Annotated in this window: 9 protein-coding genes and 1 pseudogene; all 10 read left to right on the plus strand. The window is 56.4% G+C overall.

Annotation, left to right across the window (positions count from 1 at the left end; translation table 11 throughout):
• Window positions 1-306 precede the first annotated feature (306 nt).
• The 10 genes and pseudogenes from AAFH99_RS13365 to AAFH99_RS13410 all read left to right on the plus strand — a co-directional run bounded on the left by AAFH99_RS13365 (window position 307) and on the right by AAFH99_RS13410 (window position 14,254).
• Window positions 307-1,494 (plus strand): aspartate aminotransferase family protein, encoded by a 1,188-nt coding sequence (locus AAFH99_RS13365; protein ID WP_197023730.1) that lies wholly within the window; start codon window positions 307-309, stop codon window positions 1,492-1,494.
• Window positions 1,495-1,521: 27 nt separating this feature from the next.
• Window positions 1,522-2,436 (plus strand): ornithine carbamoyltransferase, encoded by a 915-nt coding sequence (gene argF / locus AAFH99_RS13370; protein ID WP_043315452.1) that lies wholly within the window; start codon window positions 1,522-1,524, stop codon window positions 2,434-2,436.
• 916 nt (window positions 2,437-3,352) lie between these two features.
• A complete protein-coding gene (locus AAFH99_RS13375; RefSeq protein ID WP_406827961.1) occupies window positions 3,353-6,295 on the plus strand; it encodes a ribonucleoside-diphosphate reductase subunit alpha in 2,943 nt (980 codons plus the stop codon).
• A gap of 232 nt (window positions 6,296-6,527) precedes the next feature.
• Entirely contained in the window at window positions 6,528-7,817 is a 1,290-nt protein-coding gene (locus AAFH99_RS13380) for a ribonucleotide-diphosphate reductase subunit beta (RefSeq protein WP_043315448.1), read from the plus strand.
• Between the two features lie 258 nt (window positions 7,818-8,075).
• Entirely contained in the window at window positions 8,076-8,648 is a 573-nt protein-coding gene (locus AAFH99_RS13385; RefSeq protein ID WP_406827962.1) for a hypothetical protein, read from the plus strand.
• A gap of 613 nt (window positions 8,649-9,261) precedes the next feature.
• Window positions 9,262-9,523 (plus strand): annotated as a pseudogene (locus AAFH99_RS13390) (NlpC/P60 family protein).
• Window positions 9,524-9,616: 93 nt separating this feature from the next.
• A complete protein-coding gene (locus AAFH99_RS13395; RefSeq protein ID WP_043315441.1) occupies window positions 9,617-10,093 on the plus strand; it encodes a YcxB family protein in 477 nt (158 codons plus the stop codon).
• A gap of 94 nt (window positions 10,094-10,187) precedes the next feature.
• Complete coding sequence (locus AAFH99_RS13400) at window positions 10,188-10,868, plus strand: zinc metallopeptidase (protein ID WP_406827963.1); 681 nt, start codon at window positions 10,188-10,190, stop codon at window positions 10,866-10,868.
• Window positions 10,869-10,982: 114 nt separating this feature from the next.
• A complete protein-coding gene (locus tag AAFH99_RS13405) occupies window positions 10,983-12,041 on the plus strand; it encodes a linear amide C-N hydrolase (protein WP_406827964.1) in 1,059 nt (352 codons plus the stop codon).
• 806 nt (window positions 12,042-12,847) lie between these two features.
• Window positions 12,848-14,254 (plus strand): hypothetical protein, encoded by a 1,407-nt coding sequence (locus AAFH99_RS13410; RefSeq protein ID WP_406827965.1) that lies wholly within the window; start codon window positions 12,848-12,850, stop codon window positions 14,252-14,254.
• Window positions 14,255-14,493 lie beyond the last annotated feature (239 nt).

Raw genomic sequence — 14,493 nt, forward strand, 5'->3', positions numbered from 1 at the left:
CTTGAAAGTCGGTTGGTAATTCGGTGGATAGTAGAGTGACCCGGCACCGCGGGCATCTAACCGTAACAGAAAGCGCGCATTGTACCCGATTCCAACCCGATTCCCACGGAAGTCCCGCAATTGCCCACGAGTGGGCACGGGCTGCTGGCTCCGGGCCATGGCTGTGCTAGTATTGCCGGTTCCCCGGGGAAATTGCGGTCAAGATACGCCGAAGGCGTATTTTCTGCGGTTTCCCTTTTGCTTTGGGCCTCCTTCTTTCCATAGAAATGCCCAACAACAGAGACCCACCCACAGAGGAGATATACGGTGGCTACTCCCGCACTGATGCAGAACTACGGTAACAGAACCCTGACCCTGGTCAGAGGTGAAGGTAACTACGTGTGGGACGATAATGGCCGACGATATCTCGACGCCCTCTCCGGGATCGCCGTGTGCGGCCTCGGCCACTGCCACCCGGCAATTACCCTGGCGATCCAGGAGCAGGCCAATACCCTGCTGCATGTGTCGAACCTGTACAACATTCCGCCCCAGGAGCAACTGGCCGATAAGCTGGTGACGCTGTCTGGAATGGAGAACGTGTTCTTCTCCAATTCCGGTGCCGAAGCCAACGAGGCAGCCATCAAGCTGGCGCGCAAACTCGGCAACGAGCGCGGCCTCGCCTGCCCGAAGATCGTGGTGACCGAAGGCGCATTTCACGGGCGCACCCTGGCCACCCTGACCGCCACCGGCAACCCCAAGGTGCAGCAAGGGTTTGCCCCACTACCGGAAGGTTTTTTGCGGGTGCCCTATAACGATGTGGCAGCCATTGAAGCACTGGCCAATGCGCACGACGACATCGTGGCCATTCTGGTGGAGCCGGTACAGGGTGAAGGCGGCATCCGCATTCCCGATAGTGACTACCTGCCGCGCCTGCGCGCACTGTGCGACAACCGGGACTGGCTGCTGATGCTGGATGAAATCCAGACTGCCAACGGCCGCAGTGGCAAGCTGTTTGCCTACCAGCACAGCGACGGCCTGCTGCCGGACGTGGTCACCACCGCCAAGGGTCTTGGCAACGGCGTCCCCATTGGCGCCTGCCTGGCTCGCGGCAAGGCGGCCGAACTGTTTACCGCCGGCGCCCACGGTTCCACCTTTGGTGGCAACCCCCTGGCATGCCGCGCTGGGCTCGCGGTACTGGACACTCTGGAAAGCGAGTGGCTGATAGAAAAGGCAGCGAGCCTCGGCACACAACTGCTGGATCAGCTCAAATCCGAGCTGGCTGGCTGCGCCCACGTCCGGGACATCCGCGGCCTCGGCCTGCTGATCGGCATCGAACTGGATCGCCCATGCGCCGAGCTCGTAGAACTGGCCCGCACACAGGGATTACTGATCAACGTCACCGCAGGCAATGTGGTGCGCCTGTTGCCGCCGCTCACCCTGAACGATGCGGAATGCCAGCAGATCGCCACCAGTGTCGCCGCACTGGTACGGGACTTCGCGCAACAGGCCGCCTGACGACAACGGAATTAAGAGGATATCAATATGGCAGTCAGACACTTTCTCACCCTGCCCGACCTGAGCCGGGAAGAGCTGCGCGCAGTCATTGAGCGCGCCATCGAACTCAAGGCCCTGCGCAACCAGGGCATCGCCAGCGAGCCGTTTCGCAACAAGGTGCTGGGAATGATTTTTGAAAAATCGTCCACCCGCACCCGGGTTTCCTTCGAGGCCGGCATGGCACAGATGGGCGGCAGCGCCCTGTTTCTGTCCCCCCGCGATACCCAGCTGGGCCGCGGCGAGCCCATCGAAGACAGCGCGCGGGTTATCTCACGCATGGTGGACATGGTGATGATCCGCACCTTCGGACACAACGTGCTGGAGCGCTTCGCAGAATACAGTAAGGTGCCGGTCATCAACGCCCTGTCCGACAGCTACCACCCCTGCCAGTTGCTGGCGGACCTGCAGACCTATGTGGAGCACCGCGGCAGCCCGGAAGGCAAGGCTGTGGCCTGGGTGGGTGATGGCAACAATATGTGCCACTCCTATATCAACGCCGCGCTGATGTACGACTTTGAACTGCGCATCGCCTGCCCGGAGGGCTATGACCCGGACGAGACCATCCTCGCCCGTGCCAAAGACCGGGTAAAAGTCGTGCGTACCCCGAAAGAGGCGGTCACCGGTGCCGATTGGGTTGCCACCGATGTGTGGGCCTCCATGGGCCAGGAGACCGAACAGCAGATCCGCCTCAAAGCCTTCGACGGTTATCTGGTGGACCACGAGCTGATGAGCCATGCCAACCAGGACGCCATCTTTATGCACTGCCTCCCCGCACACCGCGGCGAGGAAGTCAGCGGCGAACTGCTGGAAGATGAGAAAATCTCCGTGGTCTGGGACGAGGCGGAAAACCGCCTGCACGCGCAGAAGGCGCTGATGGAATTCCTGCTGGACAACAGCAACTGATTCCCTCAGCCCCTCCACCGTTGAGCGCCAGCCTCTCAGCCCCGAGAGGCTGGCGCCACTTCCTCTGACAAGGACAAAAGAACGCAACTTGTCCACAGGCTGCACGCTGTCCAACCTCACATGCCACAGCAACGGCGCACAATCGCGCTGTAACCCAACAGCAATAATTCCCCACATGATCGAAAATGGCCTGACGCCCAAATCGACCTACTGGTGCCGGTTTGATCAGGGAATACACAACTGGGAATTGTTATTGCCGGGCTTAATTTGAGACGGGTTTACTATTAAAAAATATTCTTAAATTGTGGATAGCACGCCATCCACTGTTTACTTTTTATACCCAGCCAGTAATGGCGGGCGCTGCCGGGGAATAGAATTCAACCTAGCACCGTCTACCCACAAATTATCCACAAGTAACTCCGTAGTTATCCGCCTTGAATTACCCCCCCAACCGCATTATCTTGTTGCTCATTCGAGATCGGACCCCAATATATTGGGTTTAAGCACTTGGCAGCCCCCAGATGTAGCCCAGGCGACATCGGGGAAAATGGCGCAATGTGACTTTCTGCGCCAGCAGATCAACCACAACATATAGTGTCTGTACTCTATCGCATCAACTAGCTGGCTTGGCAGGTTATCCACTTTTCGCTCCTTCAGCGCGAAAGTGACGCCTGGAGCAAACGCCCAAGCCAAACGCAGTATCAAAGCAGTACCCCACAAGAGTTATCCGAGCGAAGCCACGGCTTCGCCGCCGCTACTTGTGCCTGTGGAATCATTACGATTCGCATAAAAACTGTGCTGAGTGGCGAAAGATCGATCGCGAGAAAATTTAAGGCCACAAGCCGACACACTGAAGAATCAGAGCAAAAACCCAGGCAGTCGACCCCGACACGCACGAAAACTTACGGAGAAATTCATGCACACAGAGACAGGGCGTTCCCAGTCTGTGCCAAATGGCACTACCAAGGATTCGGTAACAGACCAGGCCAGCAGCAACACCTCACTGGCTGCCACCGCCCCCGGTCAGATTCGCGTCATCAAGCGCAACGGCACCGTGGTGCCCTACGCCGACAGCAAAATCTCCGTCGCTGTTACCAAAGCATTCCTCGCCGTCGAAGGCGGTACCGCTGCAGCCTCCAGCCGCATCCACGAGCGCGTGGCCGACCTGGTTGCCCAGATCAGCGCCACCTTCAAGCGCCGTATGCCTTCCGGCGGCACCATCCATATCGAAGAGATTCAGGACCAGGTCGAGCTGGAACTGATGCGCGCCGGCGAGCACAAGATCGCTCGCGACTACGTTCTCTATCGCGAAGAGCACGCCCGCCTACGCGCTGAAAAAGAGAAAGAAAAAGCCACCGCTGTGGCCCAGTCCACCGATACCCATCCGAGTATCCGCGTAAAGATGGAAGACGGTTCACTGGTCCCGCTGGACATGGAGCGTCTGCGCACCATCGTCAGCGAAGCCTGCGAAGGCCTGACCGATGTGGACGCCGGCCTGATCCTGAACGAAGCGCTGAAAAACCTCTACGACGGCGTTTCCGAAACTGACATCAATACCGCACTGGTGATCACCGCGCGCACTCTGGTTGAGCAAGAGCCCAACTACACCTACGCTACCGCTTTCCTGCTGCTGGACAAACTGCGCAGTGAAGCCCTGCGTTTCCTGGACGTGGCCGAGTCCGCCACCCAGAAAGAAATGGAAAGCCTGTACAAGCCTGCCCTGGCCGCCTACGTGGCCAAAGGTATCGAGCTGGAACTGCTGGACCCGGCGCTGGCCAACTTCGACCTGGAAAAACTCGGCGATGCGATCAAGCCCGAGTGCGATCACCAGTTCACCTACCTCGGCCTGCAGACCCTGTACGACCGCTACTTCCTGCACTCCAACGAAGTGCGTTTCGAACTGCCGCAGCTGTTCTTCATGCGCGTTTCCATGGGCCTCGCCATCAATGAAGACAAGCCGAACGAGCGCGCCATCGAGTTCTACGAACTGCTGAGCTCCTTCGACTACATGAGCTCCACCCCGACCCTGTTCAACGCAGGTACCCTGCGCCCGCAGCTGTCCTCCTGCTACCTGACCACCGTGCCGGACGACCTGCACGGCATCTACGGTGCCATCCAGGACAACGCCATGCTGTCCAAGTGGGCAGGCGGCCTGGGTAACGACTGGACGCCAGTGCGCTCTCTCGGTTCCTACATCAAAGGCACCAACGGCAAATCCCAGGGTGTTGTGCCCTTCCTGAAAGTGGCCAACGACACCGCAGTGGCAGTCAACCAGGGCGGTAAGCGCAAGGGCGCCGTGTGCGCGTACCTGGAAACCTGGCACCTGGACATCGAAGAATTCCTTGAGCTGCGCAAGAACACCGGTGACGACCGTCGCCGTACCCACGACATGAACACCGCCAACTGGGTACCGGACCTGTTCATGAAGCGCGTATTCGAAGACAAGGAGTGGACCCTCTTCTCCCCGGCGGATACCCCGGACCTGCACGACCTGTTCGGTGACAAGTTTGAAGAGCGTTACAACCACTACGAGCAACTGGTGGCCGAAGGCAAACTGAAACTGCACAAGAAAGTGCGCGCGGTGGACCTGTGGCGCAAGATGCTGGGCATGCTGTTTGAAACCGGCCACCCCTGGATCACCTTCAAGGACGCCTGTAACCTGCGCAGCCCGCAGCAGCACGCCGGTGTGGTACACAGTTCCAACCTGTGCACCGAGATCACCCTGAACACCAAGGCCAACGACGAGATCGCGGTATGTAACCTGGGCTCCGTAAACCTGTCCCAGCACATCGCTGAAGACGGCACCCTCGACATGGGTAAGCTGGAAAGCACCGTGAAGACCGCCGTGCGCATGCTCGATAACGTTATCGACATCAACTACTACTCCGTGGAAACCGCGCGCCAGTCCAACATGCGTCACCGCCCGGTGGGCCTGGGCCTGATGGGCTTCCAGGACGCGCTGTACAAGGCCGGTATCTCCTACTCCAGTGATGAAGCCGTCGCCTTCGCCGACACCACCATGGAAGCGATCAGCTACTACGCCATCTCCACCTCCAGTGACCTGGCGGCAGAGCGCGGTACCTATGGCAGCTACGAGGGCTCTCTGTGGAGCCAGGGCATCCTGCCGATCGACTCCATTGAAATCCTGGCCAAGAACCGCGGCGAGCAGTTTATCGACCAGGACACCAGCAGCACCCTGAACTGGGATCTGGTGCGCGAAAAAGTCGCGAGCCAGGGCATGCGTAACTCCAACGTGATGGCCATCGCCCCGACCGCCACCATCGCCAACATTACCGGCGTATCCCAGTCCATCGAGCCCACGTACCAGAACCTGTACGTGAAGTCGAACCTGTCTGGCGAATTCACCGTAGTGAACCCCTACCTGGTACACGACCTGAAAGCCCGCGGCCTGTGGGACAAGGTGATGGTCAACGATCTCAAGTACTACGAAGGTTCCGTGCAAAAGATCGACCGCGTACCGGCCGATCTGAAAGCCAAATACGCCACCGCGTTTGAAGTAGAGCCGCGCTGGATCGTGGACGCCGCCAGCCGCCGTCAGAAGTGGATCGATCAGGCCCAGTCCCTGAACCTCTACATCGCCGGCGCCAACGGCAAGAAGCTGGACCTGACCTACCGCATGGCCTGGTACCGCGGTCTGAAGACCACCTACTACCTGCGCGCACTGGCCGCCACCACCACGGAAAAATCCACCGTGAACAGTGGCACCCTGAACGCAGTAAGCGCCGGCGGCGCCTCCGCTGCCAGCGCCGCACCGGCAGCGCCACAGGCAGAGCCAGCACCAGCAGCCGTACCCGCAGCCTGCTCTCTGGACGACCCGGACTGCGAAGCCTGCCAGTAAGCGCTGGTTACAAGCTGACGTTACAAGCTAAAAAGACTCTCGGGGGAGAGCACCGCGTGGAGCCACTGGCAGCAGCGGCCTCCACGCAACCAAGACCATAAGCGCCGCCCCGGCATCGGGCAAAAACTCAACAAAAGAGTCAAACCCGGGCCGGGTGCAGGTCGCACACGAAACATACTTTGGATGCCCCATTACCAATGGGGCATCGCACGGAAAAAGATAAGGGGAAGTCATGCTGAGCTGGGACGATATCGACACACAAGCCAAGCCAGAGCCCAAGAAAGCCGAACCGCAACCGGTGCCGGGTGCACTGCAATCCGAGCAGCAGGCAGTCACCGAACCCAGCGCTAACTACCAGGTAGAGAGCGCCAGCAGTGCCCCGGCATCGACCGCGGCCCAAGCCAATTCCACGTCCACCGCAGCGCCCTCTTCTGCCGTAGAAGCCGCGCGCGCCGCCGTAAATGACCTGGATCCGGCCCCGGGCCTCGAAGAACTGGAAATGGGCGCTGCTCGTATCCAGGTAGACGAAAAGCGCATCATCAACTGCCGCGCCGACCTGAACCAGCTGGTACCGTTCAAGTACGACTGGGCCTGGCAAAAATACCTCGACGGCTGTGCCAACCACTGGATGCCGCAGGAAGTAAACATGAACAAAGACGTGTCCATGTGGAAAGACCCCAACGGTCTGACCGAGGACGAGCGTCGCATCGTGGAATACTCTCTGGGTTACTTCTCCACCGCCGACTCTCTGGTAGCCAACAACCTGGTGCTGGCCATCTACCGCCACATCACCAACCCCGAATGCCGCCAGTACATTCTGCGTCAGTCCTTTGAAGAAGCCATCCACACCCACGCCTACCAGTACTGTGTAGAGTCTCTGGGCATGGACGAAGGCGAAGTCTTCAACATGTACCGCGAAGTACCCAGCGTCGCCAAGAAAGCCGCCTGGAGCCTCGCGCACACCGGCTCCATCAGCGACCCCAACTTCAAGACCGGCACCGCAGAAACCGACCAGGAACTGCTGCGCAACCTGATCGCCTTCTACGCGGTGACCGAAGGCATCTTCTTCTACTGCGGTTTCACCCAGATCCTGTCCATGGGCCGCCGCAACAAGATGACCGGCGTTGCCGAGCAGTTCCAGTACATCCTGCGCGACGAGTCCATGCACCTGAACTTCGGCATCGACGTCATCAACCAGATCAAACTGGAAAACCCGCACCTGTGGACCGAAAAGTTCCAGCAGGAAGTCACCCAGATGATCCTGGAAGGTATGGAACTGGAAGTGGCCTACGCCCGCGACACCATGCCCCGCGGCGTACTCGGCATGAATGCGGCCATGATGGAGGAATACCTCCACTTCATCGCCAACCGCCGCCTGAGCCAGCTGGGCCTGAAAGAACAGTTCCCGGGTGCCCAGAACCCCTTCCCGTGGATGTCCGAGATCATGGACCTGCGCAAGGAGAAGAACTTCTTCGAAACGCGGGTTATCGAATACCAGACCGGTGGTGCGCTGCAGTGGTAACGCACTGAGAACACATCGACTGTAGAAAAGGATTTACTACAAGAAAGAGTCGCTCACAGGATGAGAGGTATTGAAGCGGGCGAAAGCCCGCTTTTTTTATTCTAGGTGCACAGGTAACTTGCTCCGAGCCATTGATCTGTTTGAGTTAAAGCGAGGGCCAGGGAAGTCATATCTGGTCAGGGATAGCAGAAAAAGCAGGAAGAATTAAGAGAGGGTATTGGCGCCGAGCAAATCCATTACGCGCCCTTTGAGCCAATAATGATTCGTTATTTTATCGCCACCCTATTGTTATTAATCGCATCGAACGCCAATGCGTGTAGCCCTATCGTTCCATGGAAATTGATTGAGGAGGGGTTAACCCTGGAAGAGGCAGAGATAACGTCGGCCGATGTGGTGTTCCATGGCTTCCTGATGGAGTCCAGAACAAGCGCGTTATCGAATGACGAAATGGAAGGCGAAAGGCATTATATTTTTCACGTTATCGAACCATTTAAAGGTGGCATTCACGCTCATCAAAAGATAGAGGTTGTTCAGCAACGAGCGTACTGCAGCTTCCCCCTGAAATTTGATCAGGAATTCTTGGTCTATCTGGAGCGAGAACAGGATGGACGATATCGATTGGCCAATATGAAAACATCGAGGTTACGCGCGAGGACGCTGGACCTGAGTGTGACAGACGACAAGAAAGCGTATGAATTGCTGCAATCCACAGGGAATATAGCGGCGTACGAGGTGTCGTCGACCTTCGATGACGGCACTCCCAAGAGCCTTACTCTCACCAAAGAAAAACAGCTTGAAATAATTCGGGCTACTGCAGAAAGACTTCGATGAAAGCAGTGTTCAGTATAATGTATTAACACCGAAACCGTCTTTATCTTGAGACCTCCTATTGCCCTAACCCCTTATCGTCGACCCACTGCTATGCGCCCGCTACTACCTCCGGCGCCACTCCACTTGATATACAGTTCAAAAACAAACAGAAAAGGCACGCAGTCTGGCAGGAACTGCAGCCCCTCAAATTTCCATCAGGCTGCGCGGTTCAGCACCGATTCAGCTAGCACCGGTACCATTGTGCCATCCTCAAAACCAACCTCGCCCGTCGACTCGCGGACGCGGTTTGCTGTGATGGCATCGATGTACCCCAATGAAAAGAAGACTACTGCTGCCCTATTCCCTTACGATCCTCACAATGGCCGGTTGCAGTATGGCCCCCGATCAGACGTCGTCGGAAGACACCGCCAGCACCTCACATAACCCCGCCAACGAACGCCTGCAGCCCGCGAAACCATCCAAGTCCAAGCCTACCCCCTCACCGACTGATTTGCTCACGGAAAGCCTGTACCAGCAGCATCAGGAGTGGAAGGGCATCCCCTATCGACTGGGGGGCATGAGCAGGCGTGGGATCGACTGCTCGGCACTGGTCTACCTTATCTACCGCGACCATATGGGGATTGAACTGCCGCGCACTACCCGGTATCAGGCGGTGGCGAGAGGCCATCAATCAGGGCCAGTTGCGCCCGGGCGACCTGGTATTCTTCAGGACGGGCCGCAGGGGACGACACGTGGGGATCTACATCGAGAATGGCAAGTTTTTGCACGCCTCCGTGTCCAAAGGCGTCACCATCTCGCACATGCAGGATTACTACTGGAAAAATCGCTACTGGCGGGCGCGCAGGCTGGCACTCGAATTCGATGATGACCCCTGATCGCGCACGGCAACGTATTGGCCCCTATCGGAAATCACGTCGCCTGCCTGTACAATAATCCCCCACCTCGGCATACAAAGAACACTTTTCTGCATGCAGCCTTTCAAAAAACAATTCACCCTATCAAGGGATTACCTGGCCGAATGTTTTGATCAGTCCCTCCCCTATGGAAAAGGTGCCAAGCCCAACTACCTGTTCCCGGCCCTGATGCTGGCTGCAGGTGCAGGATCACTGATTTTTACCGATCAGCCCCGGGTATTGGGCTATATGCTCATCGCTTTTGCGATTCTGGAGCTTCTGCATATCCGCTTCCGACGCGCCTGGTGGCTGGCGCGGCAGATGTGGGGCAAAAGCGCGGGTAGTGAAGTGACCGTCATTGTCGACGAACGCGGGATAACGACTCAGAGCGAGCACACACAGACTGCACTGCCATGGTCAGATATCGAGGATGTCATTGAGACAGATTTGGGGTTGATCATTGCGGCGAAATCCGGTGGCAGGCACTACTTGTCCAAATCCTTGTTTACTGAAGATCTGATCGGTGAGATTGTCGCCAGATCCAAGAGTTAATACGAATTCGCTCCAGCGTTAGAAGCATTGCAAAAACAGCCATGTAGGAGCTACCTTCTGGCGACCAGGCTTAACATCTACTGAATCGCGCCGAATGCCATACATACTTGCCACTCTAGCCATCACCGCCCTGATCGCAGGCCCGCAACTATGGGTGCGCTATGTGTTATGGCGACACTCCACTGAGGTCGGCGATATGCCGGGCTCCGGCGCGGAATTGGCCGAACACCTGATCGAGCGATTTCAACTCGAGGGAGTAAAGGTCATTGAGGCCGGCAAGGATCAGAACTACTACTCGCCGTCGGAGAGGGTTGTGGCCCTCAGCCCGGATGTGTACCACGGCAAATCGGTAACGGCAGTGGCGGTGGCCGCTCATGAGGTCGGCCATGCGATGCAGTTCTGCCGCGAGGAGCCCATCTCCAAGCTGCGGGACAAATACCTGGGTCGGGCCGGGCAGATCCAGAAGATCGGCGGCACCATTCTGATCGCCGCCCCTATTCTTACACTGCTGATCAAATCACCGGTCGTCTTTCTGTGGATAGGTGTGATCGCGGTGATCACCATGCTGGCTTCAGTATTGATGTACGTGGCGATACTGCCGGAAGAGTACGATGCGAGCTTCAATAAGGCCCTGCCCATATTGCGGGAAGGCTACCTGCCGGCGCACCTGATGGGCAAAGCCCACAGCGTACTGAAAGCCTGTGCCTTCACCTATGTGGCGGGGGCTCTGCTGGACATATTGCGCCTTTGGCGCTGGGTACGATTTATTCGCTAGCTCAGCCGGGGATTCGTTGCTGGCGACTATCCCATTCCTTCTTGCTCTATTAACCGCGAGGACCCAGAAAACAGTACCGACGTTTACTACACTTCACCCAAAGAGGTACCGTCGATGCTGAACCTGAAACTCCTACCTGTATGTTACAGCCTGCTGTTCTCGGCCCTGATCTTCGCGACCCTGACACAGCCCACCGAAGCCTGCACCCGAGTGCTCTGGAATGACAACGGCCTGGCCGTGGTTGTTGGCCGCACAATGGACTGGCCGGAGTCGACCGAGCCGGTTTTGACGGTGTTGCCTCGGGGAATGGCGCGTGATGGTGGCCGCACCGGAGATACTGTGACGGTAAAAGACAACCCAGCCCAGTGGACCTCAAAATACGGCAGTTTGGTGACGACGATCTATGGCATTGGCACCGCGGACGGCCTGAATGAGAAAGGCCTGAGTGGTCACCTGCTGTACCTCAATGCCACCGACTTCGGACCACGGGACCCCAAGCGTCCGGGTGTACAGGCCGGACTCTGGTTGCAATATTTGCTAGATAACGCGGCCAGCGTCGAGGAAGCACTGGGGCTGATGGAACAGATCCAGATCGTGATGACGGAAGCCCAGGGACACAAAGCCACGGTGCACCTGGCGATCGAAGATGCCAGTGGCGACTCCGCGGTGCTTGAATTTATCGACGGCAAACTGCTGGTTCATCACGGCAAGCAGTATCGGGTGATGACCAACGATCCGACCTATGACGAGCAACTGGCGCTGCTGAAAAAACAGGACTACTCCAACCCCAGCAGTGACACGCCGCTGCCAGGAAATGTAAATCCCGTCGATCGTTTCCAGCGCGCCAGCTACTATTCCGCAATATTGCCAAAGCCAGCCAATGAACGAGAGGCCATTGCCGCAATCCTCGCCATCGCACGCAATGTCTCGGTTCCCTTCGGGGCCCCCTACAAGGGGTTCGGTATTTATAACACCGAGTACCGCACGGCAATCAATCTGACCGACCGACGGTACTTCTTTGAACTGACCACCAGCCCAAATGTTATCTGGGCGGATCTGAACAACTTCGAACTGGCCCCCGGCTCACCGGTTATGCTGCTAGACCCGGACAACATAGCGCTGTCAGGTGATGTGAGCGACAAGTTTCACGCGGCCAGCAAGCCTCCCTTTTGAATGCACGAAACCGGCAACAGAAACATTCCACCCGAGACTTACACGCGCTGCCCGGTCACCAAATCCGCTGAATCACTGACCACCAAGGCCACGAGTCCCGCTGGTAATCAGTGCCGATCTACCCACCTGTTTCTCCTAAACTCGTCAACACTGAAACCAGCCTAGCCAGAAGACTGTCGCTGATACACATATCAACTCCGATACCATTAATGTCAGGCAATTCTCGCTGAACTGGAGGCCCTACAGAGCCAGTTCCCACCTCAGGAATCAGACGTTCACGAAATCCTGCGAGTGGATATGCCGAGCCGCTTCGCTTCTACGGTGGTGCTGCCCCTTCTACTAGGATGGCTGGTTCGTGTAAGTGTCCTAACAGACGGGAACTGATTTTCCGCCATGGTATTCCACAGACTCTCCATGATCTCCAGCAGTATTAACTCATTGATTATTCGAAAAAAATTGGTAATCGACCGGCAACATTCGAATACCGGAAAGTGGAGAGGTTTACCAGCAACCCATGCCCAGCGCACTTGCAGCCAATACCACAGGCCGGTATCTCGCCAATTGATTGGCTGGCCTGGGTATTGCACAGCTACCAAAGATCGGTATTGTGGAACACCTAAACAGCGGAGCGCTGATACCCGTTCTCACCGAATAACCTGCTGAACCGATGCCAGTATCACTGCTCTACCCGACCCATCGTCAGCTGTCGAAACGACTCTCGCTATTTATGGAATGGCTCCAATCAACGGTTAAAAAAGTTGAGCAGCAGAATGCCTCACCACCAGCGCCGAAGGAAATGGAAAACTATGCGCACCCTTAAAAAAATCGTCATCGGTTATGTACTCTTCAACCTGTTACTCGCCGGACTGTTCTTTTCCGCTGGCGGACTTCAGATGCTCGAAAAGCCACAAATACCGCAAGTTGAATCCCCTGGGTCACTGGCCTCAGATCTGGAGTACTTCAAGCAAGTCGTCCTCGCCAACGAAAAAGACATCACCCCAGAGCAGGCCGCAGAGTTCAATCAGATCGTAGAGTCCGCCCCCGCGCCGCAGTCGGAAGATGACCTCACCTTACTTGTATTACAGGCCCTCTCTGTCTTCGAGAACGCCCACACCACCGCACTGACCACGAAAATGCACCGGCTTCCGGTACGCTTTCACTGGACCTCTGACGGGCTCATCATCGTAAAAGCACGCGCGGACCACAGCGCCTTACTCGGGCAACGCGTGCTATCCCTCGGCGGAAAAACCCCGGAAGAACTACTACCCAGCACAATGGTTCTCACCGGTGGTGGCACCGAGAGCTGGCGGAAGTATCGCAGTGAGTTTCTCTATTCTGCACCCAGCGCACTGTCATTACTCGGCGCTACAGTAACCAAAGGATCCGTAGAAATACGCACATTGAGCCCCGATAACGTCGAATCGCGCGTACAACTCACAGCTGAGAACGAAACCAAGCCCGGCGACCCCTTCTGGGAATTCCGAAACGCATTTCCCGAAGATGAAAGCTTCGCCACCAAAGGCTGGACATCCGTACTACGCAAAGGTGATCACCTCCCCCTATACCTCCAGGAAAGCGACAAGCTGTATCTGCTACGCGAGCTGCCTGAGCACGATGCAATCTACGTTCGAATGAATGCGAGCTTTGCCGACAAAACAGAAACTCTCGATGAATTTGAGCAGCGAATTTTAGAGCTTGGTACTAAGTCGCAGGCTCAACATTACATCGTGGATTTCCGCTTTAACCGTGGAGGTGACTACACGAAAGTCCTCCCAATTGTCCGAACCATAGCCGATGCCACACAGGAAAATGGCCGCATATACCTGATCGTAGGGCCTAACACCTTTTCTGCAGGTATTATCGCGGCAAGTCAATTTAAACACCTCACCCCACAAAACCTTGTAATTGTAGGAAGCCAGGTTGGCGATAAACTACGATTCCGCGCGGAAGGTTTCTACCCCAAATTGCCCGTTTCAGGAATTCAACTGTATCTAACCAAAGGCTGGACTGACTTGGCAGACGGGTGTGGTTGGTTCGATGATTGCTGGCCACCGAACAAAATATTACTTAACGGAATAGGTAAACTCGAAATTGACATTCCCGCTGAGAACACCTGGACCTCATATTTGTCAGGGATAGATTTGGTCATTGACGCTGTATTTGAGGATATCAAACGTGAATCCACTGAAATTTCGTCAATGAAGAGTGGGTAAGTTGGCAGGAGGAAAATCAATGTCGCGGTTTAAACTTGATACTAGACTATTGACCAGAAAATGAAAAAGTTCAAATTGCCTCACATGCCATAACGAGCCTGTAGAAAAACAACTCCCGGCAGTCGTCGCTTCAAGGCTCTTTTCTCGTTTATATACTGACTGCCATCCCTATGTGTCAGGGTAGTTGTCGCCTGAACTTTTCAGAGGACAACCATGCCCCACTATTCACCTGAACGTAA

The sequence above is a fragment of the Microbulbifer sp. ARAS458-1 genome, from assembly GCF_045348205.1.
Taxonomy (GTDB): domain Bacteria; phylum Pseudomonadota; class Gammaproteobacteria; order Pseudomonadales; family Cellvibrionaceae; genus Microbulbifer.